General features: G+C 33.0%; 19 protein-coding genes and 22 tRNA genes. 3 read left to right on the top strand and 38 right to left on the bottom strand.

Annotated features, from left to right (window positions below):
* Positions 1–3 precede the first annotated feature (3 nt).
* The 12 genes from KQI38_RS15215 to KQI38_RS15160 all read right to left on the bottom strand — a co-directional run bounded on the left by KQI38_RS15215 (position 4) and on the right by KQI38_RS15160 (position 11,670).
* Entirely contained in the window at positions 4–1,557 is a 1,554-nt protein-coding gene (locus KQI38_RS15215) for a protein adenylyltransferase SelO (protein ID WP_246565878.1), read from the bottom strand.
* A 244-nt stretch (positions 1,558–1,801) separates the two neighbouring features.
* The gene (locus tag KQI38_RS15210; RefSeq protein ID WP_235601422.1) at positions 1,802–2,686 is read right to left on the bottom strand and encodes an SDR family oxidoreductase; all 885 of its coding nucleotides are present in this window, start codon (positions 2,684–2,686) and stop codon (positions 1,802–1,804) included.
* 167 nt (positions 2,687–2,853) lie between these two features.
* Entirely contained in the window at positions 2,854–3,897 is a 1,044-nt protein-coding gene (locus tag KQI38_RS15205) for an ABC transporter substrate-binding protein (RefSeq protein ID WP_246565877.1), read from the bottom strand.
* 1 nt (position 3,898) lies between these two features.
* Positions 3,899–4,684, bottom strand: a complete 786-nt coding sequence (locus KQI38_RS15200) for an ABC transporter permease (RefSeq protein ID WP_094904155.1) — start codon at positions 4,682–4,684, stop codon at positions 3,899–3,901.
* Positions 4,678–5,517: an ABC transporter permease gene (locus KQI38_RS15195; protein ID WP_201260061.1), complete on the bottom strand. Its 840-nt coding sequence runs from the start codon at positions 5,515–5,517 to the stop codon at positions 4,678–4,680. Before KQI38_RS15195 ends, KQI38_RS15200 begins: the two co-directional genes overlap by 7 nt.
* Positions 5,514–6,554: a spermidine/putrescine ABC transporter ATP-binding protein gene (gene potA, locus KQI38_RS15190; protein WP_094904154.1), complete on the bottom strand. Its 1,041-nt coding sequence runs from the start codon at positions 6,552–6,554 to the stop codon at positions 5,514–5,516. Before potA ends, KQI38_RS15195 begins: the two co-directional genes overlap by 4 nt.
* A gap of 19 nt (positions 6,555–6,573) precedes the next feature.
* On the bottom strand, positions 6,574–7,113 hold the full coding sequence (locus tag KQI38_RS15185; RefSeq protein WP_216560899.1) for a helix-turn-helix domain-containing protein: 540 nt from the start codon (positions 7,111–7,113) through the stop codon (positions 6,574–6,576).
* A 254-nt stretch (positions 7,114–7,367) separates the two neighbouring features.
* A complete protein-coding gene (locus KQI38_RS15180) occupies positions 7,368–8,135 on the bottom strand; it encodes a TPM domain-containing protein (protein ID WP_094904153.1) in 768 nt (255 codons plus the stop codon).
* 11 nt (positions 8,136–8,146) lie between these two features.
* Positions 8,147–8,704, bottom strand: a complete 558-nt coding sequence (locus KQI38_RS15175; protein ID WP_216560897.1) for a LemA family protein — start codon at positions 8,702–8,704, stop codon at positions 8,147–8,149.
* A gap of 17 nt (positions 8,705–8,721) precedes the next feature.
* Positions 8,722–9,888, bottom strand: coding sequence for a tRNA uracil 4-sulfurtransferase ThiI (gene thiI / locus KQI38_RS15170; protein ID WP_094904151.1), 1,167 nt, complete (start codon positions 9,886–9,888; stop codon positions 8,722–8,724).
* Between the two features lie 4 nt (positions 9,889–9,892).
* Positions 9,893–11,038, bottom strand: coding sequence for a cysteine desulfurase family protein (locus KQI38_RS15165; RefSeq protein ID WP_246565876.1), 1,146 nt, complete (start codon positions 11,036–11,038; stop codon positions 9,893–9,895).
* Positions 11,039–11,067: 29 nt separating this feature from the next.
* Positions 11,068–11,670 (bottom strand): lactate utilization protein, encoded by a 603-nt coding sequence (locus tag KQI38_RS15160; protein ID WP_216560893.1) that lies wholly within the window; start codon positions 11,668–11,670, stop codon positions 11,068–11,070.
* A 369-nt stretch (positions 11,671–12,039) separates the two neighbouring features.
* Here KQI38_RS15160 and KQI38_RS15155 point away from each other — a divergent pair, with 369 nt between their 5' ends.
* Entirely contained in the window at positions 12,040–13,035 is a 996-nt protein-coding gene (locus KQI38_RS15155) for an asparaginase (protein ID WP_216560891.1), read from the top strand.
* 143 nt (positions 13,036–13,178) lie between these two features.
* Here KQI38_RS15155 and KQI38_RS15150 read toward each other — a convergent pair whose 3' ends face one another.
* Entirely contained in the window at positions 13,179–14,240 is a 1,062-nt protein-coding gene (locus tag KQI38_RS15150) for a hypothetical protein (RefSeq protein ID WP_216560889.1), read from the bottom strand.
* Between the two features lie 174 nt (positions 14,241–14,414).
* Between KQI38_RS15150 and KQI38_RS15145 the strand changes: the two genes are divergently transcribed.
* Positions 14,415–15,419 (top strand): hypothetical protein, encoded by a 1,005-nt coding sequence (locus KQI38_RS15145; protein ID WP_094904146.1) that lies wholly within the window; start codon positions 14,415–14,417, stop codon positions 15,417–15,419.
* Positions 15,420–15,450: 31 nt separating this feature from the next.
* Here KQI38_RS15145 and KQI38_RS15140 read toward each other — a convergent pair whose 3' ends face one another.
* From KQI38_RS15140 to KQI38_RS15130, 3 genes are read right to left on the bottom strand one after another with little or no spacing between them, the layout of a single operon-like run.
* Positions 15,451–15,933 carry a nucleoside recognition domain-containing protein gene (locus KQI38_RS15140; RefSeq protein ID WP_094904145.1) on the bottom strand — a complete coding sequence of 161 codons (483 nt, stop codon included), beginning with the start codon at positions 15,931–15,933 and terminating at the stop codon, positions 15,451–15,453.
* Between the two features lie 11 nt (positions 15,934–15,944).
* Complete coding sequence (locus KQI38_RS15135) at positions 15,945–16,361, bottom strand: nucleoside recognition domain-containing protein (RefSeq protein ID WP_216560887.1); 417 nt, start codon at positions 16,359–16,361, stop codon at positions 15,945–15,947.
* Between the two features lie 55 nt (positions 16,362–16,416).
* The gene (locus KQI38_RS15130) at positions 16,417–17,874 is read right to left on the bottom strand and encodes a hypothetical protein (RefSeq protein ID WP_216560885.1); all 1,458 of its coding nucleotides are present in this window, start codon (positions 17,872–17,874) and stop codon (positions 16,417–16,419) included.
* 130 nt (positions 17,875–18,004) lie between these two features.
* Between KQI38_RS15130 and KQI38_RS15125 the strand changes: the two genes are divergently transcribed.
* Entirely contained in the window at positions 18,005–18,988 is a 984-nt protein-coding gene (locus KQI38_RS15125) for a ribonuclease H-like domain-containing protein (RefSeq protein ID WP_216560883.1), read from the top strand.
* Between the two features lie 95 nt (positions 18,989–19,083).
* On the opposite strand, the gene KQI38_RS15120 is transcribed toward KQI38_RS15125, so the two are convergent.
* The 22 genes from KQI38_RS15120 to KQI38_RS15015 all read right to left on the bottom strand — a co-directional run bounded on the left by KQI38_RS15120 (position 19,084) and on the right by KQI38_RS15015 (position 21,787).
* Positions 19,084–19,160, bottom strand: a tRNA-Ile gene (locus KQI38_RS15120).
* Positions 19,161–19,195: 35 nt separating this feature from the next.
* A tRNA-Ile gene (locus KQI38_RS15115) sits at positions 19,196–19,272 on the bottom strand.
* Between the two features lie 29 nt (positions 19,273–19,301).
* A tRNA-Val gene (locus tag KQI38_RS15110) sits at positions 19,302–19,377 on the bottom strand.
* Between the two features lie 56 nt (positions 19,378–19,433).
* Positions 19,434–19,508 (bottom strand) — tRNA-Trp (locus KQI38_RS15105).
* A 27-nt stretch (positions 19,509–19,535) separates the two neighbouring features.
* A tRNA-Ile gene (locus KQI38_RS15100) sits at positions 19,536–19,612 on the bottom strand.
* Between the two features lie 13 nt (positions 19,613–19,625).
* Positions 19,626–19,701: transfer RNA gene (locus KQI38_RS15095), tRNA-Phe, on the bottom strand.
* 58 nt (positions 19,702–19,759) lie between these two features.
* Positions 19,760–19,836 (bottom strand) — tRNA-Ile (locus KQI38_RS15090).
* 6 nt (positions 19,837–19,842) lie between these two features.
* A tRNA-Ser gene (locus KQI38_RS15085) sits at positions 19,843–19,933 on the bottom strand.
* A 46-nt stretch (positions 19,934–19,979) separates the two neighbouring features.
* Positions 19,980–20,068 (bottom strand) — tRNA-Ser (locus KQI38_RS15080).
* 1 nt (position 20,069) lies between these two features.
* Positions 20,070–20,145 (bottom strand) — tRNA-Lys (locus tag KQI38_RS15075).
* A 159-nt stretch (positions 20,146–20,304) separates the two neighbouring features.
* Positions 20,305–20,381, bottom strand: a tRNA-Gln gene (locus KQI38_RS15070).
* A 5-nt stretch (positions 20,382–20,386) separates the two neighbouring features.
* Positions 20,387–20,463, bottom strand: a tRNA-Arg gene (locus tag KQI38_RS15065).
* 17 nt (positions 20,464–20,480) lie between these two features.
* Positions 20,481–20,554: transfer RNA gene (locus KQI38_RS15060), tRNA-Gly, on the bottom strand.
* A gap of 120 nt (positions 20,555–20,674) precedes the next feature.
* Positions 20,675–20,759, bottom strand: a tRNA-Tyr gene (locus KQI38_RS15055).
* A 13-nt stretch (positions 20,760–20,772) separates the two neighbouring features.
* A tRNA-Thr gene (locus KQI38_RS15050) sits at positions 20,773–20,848 on the bottom strand.
* 5 nt (positions 20,849–20,853) lie between these two features.
* Positions 20,854–20,930, bottom strand: a tRNA-Asp gene (locus tag KQI38_RS15045).
* A 119-nt stretch (positions 20,931–21,049) separates the two neighbouring features.
* Positions 21,050–21,125, bottom strand: a tRNA-Val gene (locus KQI38_RS15040).
* A 124-nt stretch (positions 21,126–21,249) separates the two neighbouring features.
* Positions 21,250–21,324 (bottom strand) — tRNA-Glu (locus KQI38_RS15035).
* 15 nt (positions 21,325–21,339) lie between these two features.
* A tRNA-Met gene (locus tag KQI38_RS15030) sits at positions 21,340–21,416 on the bottom strand.
* Between the two features lie 75 nt (positions 21,417–21,491).
* A tRNA-Met gene (locus tag KQI38_RS15025) sits at positions 21,492–21,568 on the bottom strand.
* Positions 21,569–21,603: 35 nt separating this feature from the next.
* Positions 21,604–21,691 (bottom strand) — tRNA-Leu (locus tag KQI38_RS15020).
* Between the two features lie 21 nt (positions 21,692–21,712).
* Positions 21,713–21,787: transfer RNA gene (locus tag KQI38_RS15015), tRNA-Asn, on the bottom strand.
* Positions 21,788–21,825: the final 38 nt, after the last annotated feature.

Genomic DNA, 21,825 nt, shown 5'->3' with positions numbered 1-21,825 from the left:
AAGTTAAGTTCCACAAAAAGTTCTGTAAGGACGATCTGATGGCTCAGGTGGTGTGGAATAGTCAGCCTGTTTGATAGAGTAATCATAAGGATTTGAAAGAGCGTCAAGAAGTCGCTCAAGTACACTATAATCTCCTTGTTTTACTGCAGCTTCTAATGCTTCTTCCACTCGATGATTTCTAGGGATTATAGAAGGATTAGAATTTTTCATTAGTTGTTGAGATGAATTATTGGATTCCTGTTGCCTACTTAGTCTATCCTTCCATCTTCTATGCCATTTAAGAAATTCATCAGTACTAAATAAAGATGAATCCTCTAGTTTTTCGAAAGTGAGAGCTACAAATGTATTGGTATAATCAGCCCTATACTTCTGCATTATATTAAGGAGATCTTCAACAAGGGATCCGTCCTCTGACTCTTCATTAAATATTCCTAACTTTGCCCTCATTCCTGTAAGCCAGTTTCTATGATATAACTTTCCAAAATCTGAAATGGCATCCTGAGCCAACTTAACACCTCTCTCTTGATTTTCATCTAATAAAGGTAATAAAGTTTCAGCAAATCTTGCAAGATTCCATGCAGCAATATTAGGTTGATTACCATAAGCATAGCGTCCATGAATGTCAATAGAACTAAATACAGTTGCTGGATCATAGGTATCCATAAAAGCACAAGGACCATAATCAATAGTCTCTCCGCTTATAGTCATATTATCAGTATTCATTACTCCATGAATAAAGCCTATTAGCTGCCATTTAGCAATAAGAGCAGCTTGTCGCTTTATTACTTCTTTAAGTAATGATAGATAAGGGTTCTCATCATCTTCAATATATGAAAAATGCCGTTTTATTGTATAATCTGAAAGTATTCGTATATCCTCCACTGTACCCCATTTTGCAGCATACTGAAAAGTACCCACTCGTAAATGACTAGCTGCCATCCGTGCTAAAATCGCTCCCGGTAGACGAGTTTCACGGGCTATTGATTCACCCGTTGTCACTACCGCTAGACTCCTCGTTGTTGGAATTCCAAGGTTATGCATAGCTTCGCTTATAATATACTCTCTAATCATTGGTCCAAGTGCTGCTCGCCCATCTCCTCCACGAGAATATGGTGTTCTACCTGAACCTTTTAATTGGATGTCATACCGTTCTCCTAAAGGTGTAATCTGCTCTCCAATTAAAACAGCCCTACCGTCTCCTAACATGGTGAAATGACCAAATTGATGACCTGCATAAGCCTGAGCAAGTGGCATAGCTCCTTCTGGAATCTTATTTCCAGCAAATATAGCTACGCCCTCATTACTTTGAAGTGTCTGGATATTTAATCCTAAATATCTTATCAATGGGTAATTGAGAATAATCATTTTTGGTGAACTTACAGGGGTTGGGTTAACTTTAGTAAAAAACAATTCTGGAAGATTATTTACATAACTGTTATCTAAATTCCATCCTGTTTCTATTGTCATCGTATCTACCTTTCTCCTTTTTTCTATGTTTTTATATAAATCAGTTCTTTTAGTGTCTACCTCTATAATTTTATTATACCCTTTGAACAAATTATAAAAACAAGGTAAAAACTACTCCTAATTTAATTCAATCATAATATATAGCACCATTACTCTAAATTACAATAATACTTGTTATATAAGATAAATAAAATATCTTTTTCACTATAAAGATATTTTTATTTGTAAGAATACTTAATATAAAATAATGAGCCAACCAAGACCCTTTAATCCCCTTAGTTGACCCATAATAAAAAAATCCTCTATCAAAGTACTAGTTAGGTGCCTCTTAACACTATCCGTTCACCACTTCTCCACCATTTATATGAATCGTTTGACCCGACATATAAGTTGCTCCGTCAGATGCTAAAAATACATAGGCTTCTGCTAATTCAACAGGTTGCCCTGGTCTTTTTAGAGGCGTATTTTCTCCAAAAATTTCTACACTAGCCTTATCAAAGGTAGATGGAATCAGTGGAGTCCAAATAGGTCCTGGAGCTATTTGATTTACCCTGATTTTCTTTTCTGCTAAATTTAATGCCAGTGATCTCGTAAATGATGTAACTGCTCCTTTACTTGAAGAATAATCAATTAATGTAGAATCTCCTCTATAGGCTGTAATTGAAGAAGTATTGATTATTGAACTCCCTTCAGATAAATAAGATATTGCAGCCCTTGTTAGATAAAACATTCCAAATATATTGGTTCTAAAAGTATTTTCAAGCTGTTCATCAGTTATATATTGAATACCTTGCTGAGGGTGTTGTTCTGCTGCATTATTAATAAGAATATCTAGTTTTCCATATTCTTTTATAGTTCTATCAATTATTTCTTGGGCAAATTCACTGTTACCAATGTCACCTTTTATTAAAAGAACCTTACCATTATATGATTCTATGACACTCTTAGTATCATTAGCATCTTTATCTGCAATATTGTATACGATTACTAGATTAGCTCCTTCCTTTGCATAAGCTACAGCTACTGCTCTTCCTATACCACTATCTCCACCAGTTATTATGGCTACCTTATCCTTTAATCTGCCATATCCCATATGAGCTTTATTATCATATATAGGCTCTGGCTCCATTTTAAACTCCCTACCAGGCTTTTCCTGAGTCTGACCTTTAATTTCATCCGCCTTATACATATCACTATCTTTCATCTCTTTGTTGTCCATCATATACCTCCTAAGTTTTACTTTATTATATTTTTATCATAAACTTAAATGATATTCATAAAACTTAGAAAATAGTTGTACCTAAATAACTAGCTCCAGAATATTATATATAAAAACACTGGATTACATATTGTTACTGTAATCCAGTGTTTCAAATTTTATATTTTCTATTGTCCTGACATTACCTCAGTCCATATTCTATCATATTCTTGTATAATATCCATTGGGTCTTTAAATATTTCAGTATTTTTGATTTCTTCATCAGATGGATATGCAACTTTAGAATTTTTGATATCATCTGGCAGCGTTTCTATTGCTTTTGGTATAGGTGTTGAATATCCTATATAGTCAGTATTTTTTGCTGCAATATCTGGTCTGCACATGAAGTTAATAAAAGCCTCAGCACCTTCTTTATTCTTTGCTGTACTTGGTATCACCATACTATCAAACCAAAGATTAGTTCCTTCTTTTGGTATTACATATGCTAGATCAGGATTTTGTCTAATCATAGCAACTGCATCACCTGACCAAACTACAGCAAGTGCTGCTTCTCCACCTATCATAGTATCTTTTACCTCGTCACCTTGATATGCCCATACCAATGGTCTTTGTTTTATTAGCTCTTGTTTTGCCTCTTCTAATTCATTTATATCTCTTGTATTCATAGAGTATCCTAACTTCAATAATGCTACTGCTAAAGTATCTCTTTGACTATTTAGCATAATTATTTGATCCTTATATTTCTCGTTCCATAAAATATCCCAGCTATCTACCACATCATCTACTTTTGCTTTATTATAGATTATTCCTACTGTTCCCCACATATAAGGCACAGAGTATTCATTACTTGGATCAAAGTCTAGATTGAAAAATTTCTCATCTACATTTTGTAAATTTGGTATATTATTCGTGTCTAATTTTGATAGCATACCTTCTCTAATCATTCTCTCAATCATATAATCTGATGGAATTATTACATCATAGCTACTTCCACCTTGTTTTAACTTCACATATAAGTCTTCATTAGTTGCATACATACTATAATTCACTTTTATATTATACTCTTCTTCAAACTCTTTAATTACATCTTTGTCTATATAGTCTCCCCAGTTGTATACATTGATACTTGGTCTACTATCACCACATCCTGCTGCTATAACTCCAATGACTAAAATCACAACTAAAAATATTATAGATTTTCTTGTCTTCAAATTAAACACCTCTTTCCATTTCATTTTTCTCTGTTCTTTTGTTTATTATTAGTAACATTATCATTAAACTAACAAACATTAGAGTAGATAATGCATTTATTACAGGATTTATTCCTCGCCTTGTCATAGAAAATATTTCAATGCTCAAATTGGAAACACCATTTCCTGTATTGAAAAAAGATATAACAAAATCATCCACTGACAATGTAAATGCCATTAGTCCGCCTGTTATTATACCTGGCATTATTTCTGGTATAACAACCTTTCTCAAGGCATAAAATGGTGTTGCTCCCAGATCCATAGCTGCCTCAGCTAGATGTTTATTCATCTGTTTTAATTTTGGCAATACAGATAATATAACATAGGGTGTACAAAATGTTACATGTGATAAAAGCATGGTTGTAAAACCAAATTCTATCTTCAAGAATCTAAATAACGCCATAAGTGATACTGCTGTAACTATATCTGGATTTAATACAGGAATATAGTTTAAGTTCAAAATTATTTTCTTATTTAGACCAGGCATATTATATATACCAATTGCAGCAAACGTGCCAATAATTGTAGATATAACTGCTGAAAGCACTGCCACAAGTAAGGTATAATAAAGGGCCTTTAGTATCTCAGCATCTTTAAATAATTCTATATACCATTTCAGTGTAAATCCAGCCCATACTCCTCTTGATTTAGAATTATTGAAGGAAAACACTATTAAAACAATAATAGGAGCATATAGAAACAAGAATATTAGAAATGTATATAACTTTTTTATACCTTTGTTTACCATAGTCCCCCACCTCCACCTTCTTTTTCTTTATCAAATTTAGATGTAAGAGCCATCGTTATAAGGATAAACACCATCAATATTATAGACATCGAAGATCCAAAATGCCAATCTCCTGTCCATCTAAATTGCTGTTCAACTAGATTTCCAATTAAATTATATTTATTTCCACCTAATAAGCTTGATATTATAAATGTGCTTACTGCTGGTATAAATACCATGGTTATTCCCGTTATAATTCCTGGTACACTAAGTGGAAGTATAACTTTACCAAATACCTGAATCTTATTAGCACCTAAGTCCTCCGCTGCCTCTATTAAACTATTGTCTATCTTAGTCAATACTGAATAAATAGGCAAAACCATAAAAGGCAAGAAATTGTATACCATGCCAAGTAAAACAGCCTTATCATTATACATTAATTCAAGTGGCTGAAACCCTAGTTTTGTAACTAGAAAGTTTATAAAACCATTTCTACCTAACAAAGTAAGCCATGCGTAAGTTCGTAATAGAAAATTCATCCACATTGGTATGACAAACATCAAAATCATAATATTCCTTTTTCTTATCTTTTCTTTCGAGATGATAAATGCCATGGGATATCCAAGTATTAAGCAGACAATGGTAGAAATAAAAGCTAGATTAACCGACCTACCGAGTACCTTCAAGTAGGTTGGTGTAAAAAACCTTTTAAAATTATCTAAGCTAAATTGAAATGTAGCAAAATTTTGACTGTCTCCTCTAGTAAATGCAAAATACATTATGAGAAGAAGTGGAACTACAATAAATATAACCATCCATAGAACATAAGGATAAGCTGTTTTCTTCATCTTCATTCTTCTCTCACCTTCTTCATTATATGAATATTTTCAGGTGACACCGTCATTCCTATTTCAGTTCCCACTGGCTTCATTATTGTACTGTGTATCATCCAATCAAAGTCACTGGATTTAACTATCATCTCATAATGAACTCCTTTAAAAGTAACAGAATCAACTACGCCATTTAAGATTCCATTTTCTACCGAAACTATTTCAATATCCTCTGGTCTTATTACCACTTCTATATCTTCATCTTTGCTAAAACCTTTATCTACACATTTGAAGTTTTTTCCTGAGAATTCAACTAAAAAATCTTCATGCATAATTCCATCTATAATATTACTTTCTCCAATGAACTCAGCAACAAATGCGTTTTTAGGCTCATTATATATATCAACTGGTGTACCAATTTGTTGAATTCTTCCCTTATCCATTACAACTATAGTATCTGACATTGTTAAGGCTTCTTCTTGATCGTGGGTTACATATATAAATGTTATACCTACTCTTTTTTGCATATTTTTAAGTTCTATCTGCATATCTTTTCTAAGCTTTAAATCTAATGCCCCTAAAGGCTCATCTAATAAAAGTACCTTAGGTTCATTGACAAGTGCCCTAGCTATAGCTATCCTTTGCTGCTGTCCGCCACTTAGAGAATCAATCGTCCTATTTTCAAAGCCTTGAAGATTCACAAGTCTCAACATTTCTTTAACTCTTTTACTAATCTCATCCTTAGATATCTTTTTTATTTTTAGCCCAAAGGCAATATTATCATATACATCTAAATGTGGGAAAAGAGCATACTTCTGAAACACAGTATTTATTTGTCTTTCATAGGGTGGTACTTCTGTAATATCTTTTCCTTCAAATAAGACTGTACCTTTAGTTGGCTCTTCAAATCCACCTATTATTCTAAGAGTTGTTGTCTTACCACAGCCACTTGGCCCTAGAAGAGTTAAAAACTCATTTTCTCTAATATATAAATTTATATCCTCTAAAACGGTAACTCCGTTGAATTCTTTTGTAACATTTTTTAATTCTACAGTATGCATTTTCTTCCCCCCATTATCTTTAAAAACTTGGTGGTGTACTCACCCAAATAATTGAGGCCTTTGTTTTGCCTTCATTTGATATATAATGATTAGAGTTGGCTTTATAATAGAAGCTTTCACCTTTTCTAACTTTATACTTTTCTCTACCTATACAGACAAAAATACTTCCATTTACTACATACCCAAACTCTTCTCCTTCATGAGGTGTATCTTCTTTTGATCTTCCTCCAGGTTCTAACTCTATAAGAATTGGTTCCATCTTGTTTTTTTGTGCATTAGGTACAATCCACTTTAAAACATATTTTAATTCTTCATTTTCTGTTTCAAAAGCATCATCTTTTGAAAAAACTATTTTCTCATCAATACTTTCATTAAAAAACTCCTGTAAATTTGTTCCAAGTCCCTCTAAAATATCAACTAATGTAGCTATAGAAGGAGATGTTAAATCTCTTTCTACTTGAGATATAAATCCTTTAGTCAATTCAGATCTATCTGCTAACTCTTCTTGAGTAAGTGAATTTTGTATTCTTAACCTTCTTATTTTGTCACCAATTTTCATAATACACCTCCTAAAGAACTAACCATATATTAAATAATTAGTTTATAATTACTAAACTTTTTTCCAACTATCATATTATAGTCAAAATCCATGATAAATGTCAATAGTTTTTTGAAATTTTTATTTGCCTTTTATCTCTGTATTATACACATCTATAGGACACTTTTAATTTTCTAAGTTTAATATACTAAATTTATTGTATAAAAAAATAAACTAGTATTAAATACTAGTTTATTGAAATAAATTATTAAATTCTACCATTTTCCTCCGGCACCGCCTCCGCCTGAGCGACCACCACCGCCAGATGACCTTCCTCCCCCAGAGGATCCGCCGAATCCACCTCCACGGCCTCCTCTTCCTATACCACGAAGTATACTGTAGGTAATCATACCACGAAATAATTTGAAATCTATAAATAGAAAAATAATTATCCCTATTATGATGGGAATCTTAGAAATAGAAGATCCTAAGTCAGCTACAGGAAAAGGCTCGTCAACTACCTTTGATTTATCTAAAGATATATTGTATTCTTCCTCTAGTCCAATCAATATCTGGTTAAATCCTGCCAACACACCATCTGAATATTTTTCTTCTGCAAAATAAGGTAAAATATAATTATCTATTATCCTCTTGGTTTTGCTATCTGGAAATCGTCCTTCTAAACCATAACCAACTTCAATCCATATTTCCCTATCATTTGGCACAATTAATACCAGCATACCATTATCATATTCCTTACTGCCTATTTCCCATTTTTCAAACAAAGCTGTAGCATAAGAATTTATATCCATATCTCCTAGAGAGTTTACTGTAGACACTACTATTTGAGCTCCTGTTTTTTTATATATATCCTTATTTATATCAATAATATAATTCTCAATATCCTTATCTATTATCCCAGCTTCATCATAAACATAAAAATCATAACTAGGTTCAGGTAGTTCATAACTGCTACCATAAACAGATGTAGATAGAAGTACAATGATACAAAAAATAATTAAATATATCTTGTTCTTCTTCATCTAGGCACCACCTAAAAATTTACTTTTGGTACTTCTGCATCTTGCTGATTGATTTCAAAATATTGTTTCTTATCAAATCCAAATATTCCAGCCATAATATTTGTTGGGAATCTTTTAATCCTTGTATTATATGTTTTTACTACATCATTATATCTCATTCTTTCAGTTGCTATTCGATTTTCTGTACCTGCTAATTCAACTTGAAGATCTGCAAAGTTTTGATTAGCTTTTAAATCTGGATAATTCTCAACGATTACATTTAAACTCTTTATTGCATTATTTAATCCTTCATCTGCCTCTGCAAATTCTTGTGGAGTTTTTGCACCAGCATACATGGATCTTGCTGAGGCTATACTATCAATTACTTCTTTCTCATGAGATGCATAACCCTTGACAGTTTCCAGTAAATTTGGTATTAAATCTGCCCTACGCTTCAATTGATTCTCCACTTGTGCCCAGGCTGCATCCACATTTTCATTTGATGTAACAAGACTATTGTATGAGCCTATAAGTGGAAATGCCAACAATACAATTATACCTATTATAATTAATAAAGATTTTCCTTTCATCTTTTTTCCCCTTTCTACTATTCTATCGTAGTTACTTTCATATTTTCTATTACATTGTCAATTAGATAGTCTACATCTAATACTTCTTCTGATTTCTCAATGTCTTCTATCCTTGGTTTTGTAACTGGGTGCTTAGGTAAGAAAACAGTACAACAGTCTTCAAAAGGAAGAGTCGACGTTTCAAAAGTTTCAATATCCTTTGCAATCTCTATAATATCTACTTTATCTAATCCTACTAATGGTCTTAATATCGGTAGTTTAACTGCTGCATTTGTCACACTAATTCCTTCAATAGTCTGACTTGCTACTTGACCTAAGCTCTCTCCAGTTATTAAAGCATTTATATTTTGTTTTTCAGCTATCCTTTCTGCTATTCGCATCATAAACCTTCTAGATAAGATTGTCATTTCCTTTTCAGGACATTTAGCATTTATTTCTTTCTGAATTTCTAATATATTTACACTATACATTGTTATCTTGCCAGTATATCTAGATAAAATCCCAGCTAGATCTTTAACTTTCTCCTCTGCCCTTTCACTAGTAAAGGGGTAGGAATGGTAATGAACTGCTGATATTTCTACACCTCTCTTTGCCATCAGAAATCCTGCTACTGGACTGTCTATACCTCCTGATAAAAGGAGCAATCCTTTCCCATTGGTGCCTATTGGCATGCCTCCATGTCCTTTTATTTTGTCTGTATAAATATATGCGTTTTGTTTTATATCGATATATACTAAGGTATCTGGCGTGTGGACATCTACACTGAGTTCATTAAAAGCTTTAAGTATAACCCCTCCCATTTGTTTAGAGAAATCTGGAGATTTTATCGGAAAATTTTTATCTGCTCTATTGGTATCGACCTTAAATGTTTTAATCTTCTCTCCTTCTATCTTCTCCTTTACGGCTTTTAATACAGCATTTTCAATTTCATCTACATCTTTTTCTACTTTGATACATGGGCTTATATATACAAGCCCAAATACTTTTCTCAATCTATTTATCATCTGGGGAAAAAATTGTTCTTCAGCCTGTATATATATTTTCCCTTGTTCTTTATATATCTTTTCAAATCCTATATCTTTTATTGCCCTTCGAATATGTTTAATTAATTGATCTTCAAAGTATTTTCTATTTAATCCCTTTAGAGCAATTTCACCTAAACTTACAGATAGTACTTTATCCACCTAATCACCTCATAGTTATTTGTCTAATCTCAGATACTGATTCCTTTAATATCTGAACTGCAGTTTCCATATCTTCCAAAGTATTTTCATATGAGAAACAAAATCTTATTGCTCCTTCTATCTCCTCATTGCTTAGACAGATACCTCTAAGAACATGACTCTTTTCTGTACCTTTAGATGAGCATGCTGAAGACGTAGAGACATAGATCTCTTTATCTTCCAAATAGTGTAACAAAACTTCTCCTCTAACATGATTAAATGATATATTTAATATATATGGCGAAGATTTTTCATCTAAGGTCGTATTAAATCTTATATCTTGAATTTCTTCTCTTACTCTACTTGCAAAATATTTCTTAAGCTTAAATGCATGATCAGATTCGTCTTTAAACTTTTGTGTCATTATCCTTACAGCCTCACCAAAACCAATAATACCTGTTATATTTTCAGTTCCTGATCTTAGTCCTCTCTCTTGATTACCCCCAAACGCTATGGGAGAAAGAATATGTTTCTTATCTATATACAATCCTCCTATTCCTTTAGGCCCATATATCTTATGTCCACTAAAGGAATAACTATCTACACCCCAATTTTTTAAAGAAACATCTACTTTTCCAAATCCTTGTACTCCATCTACGTGCAATAATATATTAGGATTTATTAAATTAATAATGTTTTTTACTTCATTAATAGGCTGTATAGAACCAATTTCATTATTCACATGCATTATAGATACTAAGATTGTATCTTTTCTAATAGCATTTCTTAATTCCTCTAAAGATATATACCCAAAATTATCCACATTTAAGTAGGTAATATCAAAACCTTGTTGTTCATAGTTTTTCATTATATTCAATACTGAAGGATGCTCAATTTTTGTAGTAATTATATGTTTTCCCCTTTTACCTAGCTTATTTACAATACTCTGAATAGCAATATTATTACTTTCAGTACCTCCAGATGTAAAATAAACTTCATTGGTAGTTACGTTTAAATATCTAGCAATATACTCCCTAGCCTGCTTTATCCTCTTTTCTGACTTCATACCAAGTCTATGAAGAGATGAGGGATTTCCAAAATCATCTCTCATACTCTCGATTAGTACATTTACAACTTCTTCTCTTGGTCTTGTTGTGGAACAATTATCCAAATAAATCAAATATTATACACCTCTTCTATTTAGTATCCCAATTCCTCATCTACTAAGTAAATATGAATATTAGTTCCTCCAGGTTTTTTATGAACTATAACCTCTGATCTACAAATTCTTTGTGGTGAATCACAATCAATACATTTTCCAGTATGAGTACATGGAGTGCTAAGATTCAATCTTTTAGCATTCATTGGTGCTGCAATATTTTTAATTCTCTCTCTAGCTTCATCATAATCCTTACATATTTTATTCTTTCCAACAACTATATATACATCCTTATGACCGTATATCATAGAAGCCACTCTATTTCCAGTCCCATCCATGTTTACAAGTTTACCATCCATAGTCAATGCATTTGTGCTGGCAATATAAGTATCTGTATTTATAGCCTTTACAGCTGCGTCTTCAACATCTTTTCTCCAATGCCAGTAAATTTCATTACCTCTATCTTTTAAATCATCATATATATCCATATCTTGTATCGTCATAGAACCACCTATACCTATAGATTCTTCTTTTTTGATTTCGGATAGTAATTCTTCTTTCGCTTCTGAAATATTATTAAATGTTTTTACTACAAAACTATTTTTTGATAATACGTCTCTCAATTCCAAAAATTTGTTATTCATATTAAAACCCCCTATAAATACTATTTCCTTCTATACTATTATACAGGATTTATATACTATATTAAAGTAGAATATTTCTATATTATGTAAATCTTTTGTCGAATATTGAAGTTTTTTTAAAAAAGTGTTGCATATTTTGTCGACATTTGCTATAATTTAATTGTGGTTATCCCCCTGGTAACCTCAAATAAGATCTCTATTCCCAATACCCCTTTTGAACGGTTTATTTACATCCAAAATGGGTGAAGACTCCAAGTGGAGTCTTTTTTTTTATGTAATAATTCTTCTTTATATTCCAATAATGCTGTAAAATATGTTATATTAATATTGCGTGTAAATTATCAATTTAATTAATTGGAGGTATATAATATGTCTAATAAAAATAAAGTAGCCATAATATTTACTGGTGGTACTATTTCTATGAAAATTGATCCCCGTATTCATGCAGCCATACCTGCCTTGACCTCAGAAGAAATTATTAGTATGGTTACAAATATAGAAAATTTCTCTGAAATTGAAGTAATTAACTATGCCAACATACCTAGTCCCCATATTACACCTTCTATGATGATGGAAATAGCTAATTTAGTTAAAAAAACTATAGCTAGAGAGGATATTACAGGTGTCATTGTAACTCATGGTACTGATACTTTAGAAGAAACTGCTTATCTCCTTGATCTAATAATTAAGACAGACAAGCCTATTGTTGTAGTAGGAGCAATGAGAAACAGTTCTGAGCTTGGATATGATGGCTCTAGCAATCTGTCAGCAGCTTTATGTACTGCTATCTCTAGTAGAGCTAAAAATAAAGGTGTATTAGTTGTAATGAATAATGAGGTAAATGCTGCTAGTGAGGTAACCAAAACAAACACATTATCTTTAGATACATTTAAATCCCCGGAATTTGGTTCTTTGGGAATTGTAGATAATGATGAAGTTATATTTTATAGAGATATGATATCCCACCAATTTATTGATACTAATATTATAGAAGAAAAAGTGGGATTAATAAAATGCGTTCCTGGAATTGAATCCGATATATTAAATTTTTACATAGACTCTGGATATAAGGGTATAGTTATTGAAGCTTTAGGCAGAGGAAATCTTCCTCCTAAAATGGTACCAGGGGTTAAAAGAGCTATCAATAAAAATATACCTGTTGTTATGGTATCAAGATGCCCAACGGGTAGAGTTTTAGATTCTTATGGCTACGAAGGAGGAGGGAAGCATTTACGTGAATTAGGAGTAATCTTTGGAGGGAATTTGCCTGGACAAAAAATAAGAATAAAACTTATGCTAGCATTAGGTCTAACGAATAATATGAATGAAATTAAAGAAATAATAGAGCAAAATCTATTTATATGATATTTTAAAGAAAAAGGCTTATAATGGCCTTTTTCTTTCTTTTCCATATGTTCCTCTTGTTCTACGATTTAAAAAATCTTCAATTTCAAATATATTTTGTTCTAATTTTCTTACCTTTTCTTCTAGTTCTTCTATTATTGTTTCTAAATTCTTGGAATGCTTATTGATTTCTTTTTTTTTATAGGAACTTCTACCACATTATCTAAGGGACCAAACCCCATAAATGTTACCTCTGGATATATGCTACCAAAGGAATGCTGAAGTAGAACATTGTCTTTAGAGATCGTCGTTAAATACTTATATCTAACAAAATCTATATCCCTTGATCCTTTCCACATATATATTATTGGTTCCCAATTCATCCCCTTATCTTCACTACTTCTGCTCATTATCTTATTTAACTCTACCCAAGTGATCCATAACTTATTTTCATAAAATATTATATTAGGATAAGATGGACTTCCCTCATTTGATATATGCTGTTCTCTAATTTTTTCATATTCTCCATCATCGTAGGAGAATTGATTATATTTTATAACTAAACTTCCGCTTATAAATTCACCATAAGTCATATGAATAATATTATCCATCTTAAGCACATCTAAAAATAATTTATCATTTTCCGTTCCAACTAAGGTTCTATTATTGCTCCATACTAATTTATCCATACTAAATTCTTTTAGCTCTATTTTTTTATCATTACTATAATATAATAATAAAATACTCTTGTCAGTTTGCATTAATCTAATAGGGTTTAGTACCTTATTTACACTAATTTCTTCAATTATATGATTGCTCCACTTATTTTCATTATAATAGTAATGGTATATCCTATACCTCATTTCCTCATCTGATATTCTTATAAGATAAAATATATGAATTATCTTATCCTTTACTATGATGTTCAACTCAAATACTTCTGGTAATGGCTCAGATGTAAGTTGTATTTCTTCTTTCTTCTTCTCCTTTAGTACATTTAGAACAAGATGTCCTTCTTTGCTTTGATATAATATATAAATATTATTCATTATATCAATTCCTAAATCATATTCCTCAAGAACATCTCTAGCTATGATTTCTCTACTATTAATACTTGTATCTCCTACTACTCTTTCTAATAAAATATTATTTTTGGACTTCCTAACTAAGATAGTATTATTTGATCCAATTTCAGCAATAGTCCATCGATCAGTAAAAAATGTCATTTAAACACCACCTTCTTGCTTTTCTTAATAGCAATATTAATTTGTCTCTCCTTAATAATGAATATTATCTTCTTCTAGCTTATATTACAGTTTTTATTTGTAACAGAATAATATCAGACAGAATATATTATCATTGAGAAGTAAATTTATATTATTTGAAAAGGAGGAAGTAGAATGCATTCAAATATATTACCAGAAGATTTAACTCAGAATATTACTGATAGATGTTGTGTTGGAACTAAGGGCTGTGAGTGGGATGGTACTCTGAGGAGAGTAGTAACTGAACCAATCTTTGTACAAAAAGTTTATGATGCAACCCTTGTAAACTTACAAGCCTTAAGTACTGTCAGTAACGTTAGATTTACTCCAAACTTACCTGTAGGCTCGAGAATAATAAGAATAGTAGATATTAGATGTAGAAGATTTTTTAATCCTGCAAATGTAAATGATCCTCGTAATTTAGTTGTAGATCCTGAAACAATCCTTTCAGGCGGAGAATTCGTTAGAGATGCACAAGGAAACTTTGTAGAGGTCGTAGGTCCAGATGGATGCAGAAATCAAAGATTAATATTTGCTGATACAACTGTATGTGATGATGAAGGAAGAGGTACACCAGTATTTGGTACACAAAGAATTGCACTAAGAGGTAATGTTTTAATTGAAATTGATGTCTTAGTTCTAAGTCCTAATGGAAGAAGAAGCACCGTTACTTTAAGTGCTAATGTTCCTATTGCACCAGTTAATGCACCTATAATACTAACCAACTTCTTTGAACTATGCATACCTTCAGTATTTGACTCAGCATTCTTCCCAAGATTTGCAGAGTTCTGTAATATATTGTGTGAAACAAGATTGGGTACCAATAGCATTGCTAGAGATATACGCATAAATCCAGAGACAGGAGAAGTGAGAATAGATTTAATCATTGCACTTTGTATATCTTGCGAGAAGAAAATAGTAGTTCCTGTTCAATTATGTGTACTTTCAACAGGCTTTACTGAAATCTCTCCAGAAACTTCACCAATTTGTACAACATTCCCAACACTATTCCCAAGACAAATAGATGAAGATAGTATAGGAGATATTGAAGATCCAGGTAAACCTGATCGTCCTGGATGTAAAAGGGGTTTCAGAGGATTAGAAGCGGAAGAATTCTATGAGGAAGAAGAGCAAGAATAAGAAATTAAAAGGTGCTTAAATTAGCACCTTTTTAGCATTCTCCCCTTATTTCCTTAGTAAGTTGTTTTTTTATCTCTAGCTTCTTCAAGGCTTTCGATGCAAATAAGGAGATAATTATCGCTACACCTAATCTTATGCCTAATAGAAACCAAAGATTAGCCCCAACCACTACAAACAGAAGTGTATCTTCAATCACTGCATGACAAGCAATTAAAAATATCATCAAGGTATATAAATCCTTTTTACTTAAATTATTCTCTTCTGCACTTTCTATAATAACTCCAGCACCATAAGATAATCCAAATATTAATCCTATAATTAAAGGAAAAACAGCAGCATTGGATATATCAAAAAATTTAGCAATAGGCTTCATCTTTTCAGATAATTTATCTAATATTTTAGAGTCCTTAAGGAGTTCCATAATTATCATTAATGGAATAATAATTTTAGCCATCGTAATTACTGAACCTAAAGCCCCAATAAAACTTTCTTTAATATATAACCAAAAGTCCATCTATTTACCTCCTATAGGATAATGTTTAATATTAAGCCTGACATTATTGCTAATAAAAGTCTGACAGTCACTACAAAAAATAAACTTACCCCTGTTTTTTTCGCAACGGCTGTTTCTAAAAATAAACTATGAGAAAATGATAGCATAACAGCTAAAATAGTTATCTGTTTAATTGTTAATGTTAAACTAGTAATTGCTCCTATACCTGCATATAAATTAATGCAATTACCTAATACAAGGACCAAGGATGCTTCACCAGGCAATCCGATTAAACTCATTGCGGGCTCAAACCATTTTGAAATCATATCTAATATAGGAGTCATTTTAAGAAATGTAACAAAAAAATATACAGGAACGATTATCTTTGTCAGTCTCCATAATGTAAATAAACCCTTTTTCAATCCTCTTATGCCACTATCCATACTCATCTATATCATCCTCATCTTATTCATTAACATTAACATCATCCCTTTTATAGAATTATTATATTTCCTGTTTACTATTCAGTAAATCTTCCAAAAAATATAGTATATAGCTTATGGTAAAATTAATTTCTTCTTTAGGTAGCACCCTATTATCTAATGAATACTTAATATAGTTATTAAATTCTTCAATACCGTTAAAAGGCAACTCTATATGAGATAGCAGTTTTCTCATCCTAACCTTTCTTTCTATGTTTTTCATTTTACTCAAAGATCTATTGATATATTGAATCAAAGAATCAACAATCTGTTCTAAATACTCTTGTGTAATCAAGCTCTCATCTTCTGGAAATAATATATTATAATCTGATAGCTTAGCATCATTATAATAAGTAAGTGTCTTTTTAGTGTATAGCAACTCTTCGTTTAAGTCATCATAACTAAAATCCTCTCTGTTTAATGCCTCAGAATTCAATATGTTAAACTCTTCCAAGTCCACAAATATCTCTTCTTCAATTTCTTTAATTTTCTTTTCAATTTGATCTGTTAGTTCATCTGCTTTTTCCTTATCTTCATCCCATATAACTTTTATCCAATTATAATATATATCTTCAATTTCTTTAGAGATAGCAATTCTATCAGTTAAGTTTATAACTATAATCATATTGCTTATCAAACCTAATCTTAATATAAAATCAAATATTTCATTGATTTCTTTAGTAAGCCTCATTATTTCTTTTACTATATCATCTAGTCCATCTATGTCTTTATCAGATAAATTTATATTCCTTAACTTCTGAATCTCTCTAAAATAATAATCAAATTTTGTACCATATCCATCCCTTATAGAACTATCAAACTGCTTTTTATATTCATTAATTTGACTTTCAACCTGTGACTTAGTATATGGCTTTAGATTTCTCATTATAGTGTTTTTAACTATAGAAAAATAGTTTTCTTTCACTAACCTCATAGGGAGTATTGAGATTATTTGTGAAATAACATATATATATTTATAATAATCATCTTTAAATTTACTTAATACCTCATTTATCATGGTTATTAAGTCTTCCACTTTTTTAATACTATATGGAACATTATCATAATCTTTATTAGATAAAATCTTAATTCCATGTTGATCTGCTAATTCACCTACATAAGCTATCTCTATACTATATCCATCTATAATTGAAGATAATTCATATAATTCTTGTCTAATATCCATTACTTCTTGTAATTTTAGCTTTATATTATTGTCTGATTCATACTTAATAGAATTATCTAATAATCCGATAGTCTTATTTAAATAATAATCTAATAAATTAATCTCACTAGTGAGTTCCATATTATCATTCTTGATTTTATATTTTAATGTATTTTTAAGTGTATTTATTGCGCTAAAAGCATTTAAATAACTAGATTCTTTAATAAGTTTAAGTTGCTTTGTATTCAGAGACATTATATTATCTCTAATCTCTTCATTGGACATTTTAGAGATATGTTCTTCAAGATTAGTCATTATTAGTTTTCTCTCCTTTCAATCCTATAATATTTCTATATACAAATTTTGATTTTATATCAATTTAAAGGTATAATGAAAATATCAATATTATAATTATAACATAATGAAGGCTTAGGGTGAATTTTTTATGGAAACTATAACAAATATAATTTCTCATTCTTTAAATCTAGAAAAATATTTTAAAAATACCAATACTTGCTTTATAGATATTGAAACCACTGGGTTAAATAGAAATAATGATATGATTTACCTAATAGGGGTTCTATATTATGATCTTAAAACTAATAATTGGATTTTAAATCAATACTTTGCAAATAATATGGATAAGGAGCAGGAACTATTAGAAAAGTTTACAGACATGATATCAACTTTTGACAAAATTATTACATTTAATGGAGAGTCTTTCGATTTACCATTTATCGAGCATCGCTTAAAGAAATATGGTACTCATTATATATTTGATAAGGCAAAGTCCTTTGATTTATATCAAATAATTAAGAAAAATAGATATTATCTAAACCTGCCAAATTTAAAACTAAAAACCATAGAACTTAGCTTAGGATTTATTAGAGAGGACAAATACTCTGGTCGTGACTGTATTGCTTTTTACTACGATTATATAGTATCTAAGAATACATTATTAAAAGAAAATATATTAAAACATAATTATGATGATCTTGCTCATATGCTAGATATAATTGAAATATTAGATGTACTAGATGATAAAAAAAGCTTCTATCTTGATATTAAAAGCACCACTATAAAATTTACCATCGAAAATATACAAATAAGTGGTGATATGATAAATATCAATGGCAATCTAGACTCTTTATTAGAAAATAATATAAAATATTATAGTGAAATTTATAGTATAACAACTGAAGATTTTAATAATTTCACTATATCAATAGAATTTAAGCGTGGGTTTATTACTGAAGAAGAACAATGTATTTATATAGACATATCTAAAATAGAAGGGCTTGAAAATATCGAAGATGCTACGGACTATAAACTACCCGCAGGTATTTTAATACTAATGATTGAAAAAAAGTATTGTATTGATAATATTAAAAATGTACTCATAGAGACTTTTAAAAATATACTCAGCTAATAAGAAAGCTCCTAGCGAAACATGTTAAAGATTAAAATAGAATTTTCCTATTCATAATAAAAAAACAGACCTTTTGGTCTGTTTTTTTATTAAAATGGTGGGCCTTCAGGGACTCGAACCCCGGACCTACCGGTTATGAGCCGGGCGCTCTAACCGACTGAGCTAAAGGCCCCTATAATATTGAAGTTCTTAGCTTTCTGAGCATTTTGGTGGGCCTGGGTGGACTCGAACCACCGACCTCACGCTTATCAGGCGTGCGCTCTAACCGCCTGAGCTACAAGCCCATATAATACCATCAGCTCTAATAAATTTTTGGTGGGCACAACAGGGCTCGAACCTGTGACCCCCTGCTTGTAAGGCAGGTGCTCTCCCAACTGAGCTATGCGCCCCTATTACTTACAATGGTATAGGCTTGTCAATTTTAATTGCTTTCTTGATTCCAAAATGGCAGGGGTGGCAGGATTTGAACCCACGACATTCGGTTTTGGAGACCGACGTTCTGCCACTGAACTACACCCCTTTATTTGAATCCACAGTTTTAAATTAATGGTGGGCCTTCAGGGACTCGAACCCCGGACCTACCGGTTATGAGCCGGGCGCTCTAACCGACTGAGCTAAAGGCCCAAAAATACAAAACTGGTGCCCGGAGCCGGAATCGAACCAGCGACACGTAGATTTTCAGTCTACTGCTCTACCGACTGAGCTATCCGGGCACGTTAATTTAGTTTATTAGTAATCAATGAATACTTCTCAATTTTCTATGTATGGTAATGGTGGGCCTTCAGGGACTCGAACCCCGGACCTACCGGTTATGAGCCGGGCGCTCTAACCGACTGAGCTAAAGGCCCCTACCATGGCGGAGAAGGAGGGATTTGAACCCTCGCGCCCCGTGAAGGACCTACTCCCTTAGCAGGGGAGCCTCTTCAGCCACTTGAGTACTTCTCCATATAAAAAATAATTGGTTCTTACGAACACTTATTTAAATCAAATTTGGCGGAGAGGGTGGGATTCGAACCCACGTGGGCTTGCACCCTAACGGTTTTCAAGACCGCCCCGTTATGACCGCTTCGGTACCTCTCCATGGTGATCCATCCGCGACTCGAACGCGGGACACCCTGATTAAAAGTCAGGTGCTCTACCGACTGAGCTAATGGATCATGATAAATTATTTTGTTAGCAGATGATACATACTTCTCTGATTAGACTTACCAATCAAGGACTAAGAGATGTACTCAAAATCGAAAACCATGATTTTGGTCCCCTGCTTATACCGACTGAGCTAATGAATCATGTTTAATTGTTTTGTAAAAAATTGATGGCTGGGGTGACAGGACTCGAACCTGTGGAATGCTAGAGTCAAAGTCTAGTGCCTTACCGACTTGGCTACACCCCAACAACTGGCGCGCCTAGGAGGATTTGAACCCCCGGCACACGGATTAGAAGTCCGTTGCTCTATCCTGCTGAGCTATAGGCGCATATTTTATTATTTTTTTGGAGCGGGTGAAGGGGATCGAACCCTCGCAACCAGCTTGGAAGGCTGGGGCTCTACCACTGAGCTACACCCGCATATACAAATTCGCAGTCTCGCAACACAAATTTGTTTATTCCCTACGGTCATACAAATTTGGTACTCGTCGCGTTTGACCTACTAGAACTCACTACTGTTCGTTAAGTTAGGTCATAAAATGGTGGAAGAGACTGGATTCGAACCAGTGAAAGCTTAGCTAACGGATTTACAGTCCGTCCCCTTTAGCCTCTTGGGTACTCTTCCTTATTTGTTTTTTTGGAGCTGGCGAGAGGAATTGAACCCCCAACCTACTGATTACAAGTCAGTTGCTCTGCCGATTGAGCTACGCCAGCTTAATTGGCGACCTGGAAGGGACTCGAACCCTCGACCTCCAGCGTGACAGGCTGGCATTCTAACCATCTGAACTACCAGGCCAATTAATTTTTCGCAGTCTCACAACTCAAATCTATTTACTCGCTATGCTCGTATAGATTTGGTGTTCGTTGCGTTTGACCTACTAGAACTCACTATCGTTCGTTAAGTTAGGTCATAAATGGTGGGCACAACAGGGCTCGAACCTGTGACCCCCTGCTTGTAAGGCAGGTGCTCTCCCAACTGAGCTATGCGCCCATATATGTTTTTTCGCAGTCTCGCTACACAAATTCATTTATTCCCTATCGGTCATATAAATTTGGTGCTCGTTGCGTTTGACCTACCTACAAATTCGCTATTGCTCATTGGGTTAGGTCATAAATGGTGACCCCACCGGGATTCGAACCCGGGTTACCGCCGTGAAAGGGCGATGTCTTAACCGCTTGACCATGGGGCCTTATAAATTTTATAGTGGTAGCGGCGAACGGATTTGAACCGCTGACACTGCGGGTATGAACCGCATGCTCTAGCCAACTGAGCTACGCCGCCACATTTATTTAATCACAAGTAACGACTAACCTATATCCTAAAGGACTACTAAATCAAGCCCTACAAGGTATGTAATGGTTGCGGGAGCCGGATTTGAACCGACGACCTCCGGGTTATGAGCCCGACGAGCTGCCAGACTGCTCCATCCCGCGTCATGCTGTTCTTTACAGCTATTTTATAATCTTTGTGGTGCCGAGGACCGGAATCGAACCGGTACGACTTTAAGGGTCGCAGGATTTTAAGTCCTGTGCGTCTGCCAGTTCCGCCACCCCGGCATACATTGCCTTATATTTCTTTGGCTCTTGGGGTGGGACTCGAACCCACAACCTACCGGTTAACAGCCGGTTGCTCCGCCATTGAGCTACCCAAGAATGCAGTTTCGCAACTCAAATTTGCACACTCCCTTTGG

Origin of the sequence: Tissierella carlieri, from assembly GCF_018917285.1 — a bacterium.
Taxonomy (GTDB): Bacteria; Bacillota; Clostridia; order Tissierellales; family Tissierellaceae; genus Tissierella; species Tissierella carlieri.
The sequence above is the reverse complement of the archived record's forward strand: the minus strand, read 5'-3'. Positions and strand labels throughout refer to the sequence as shown.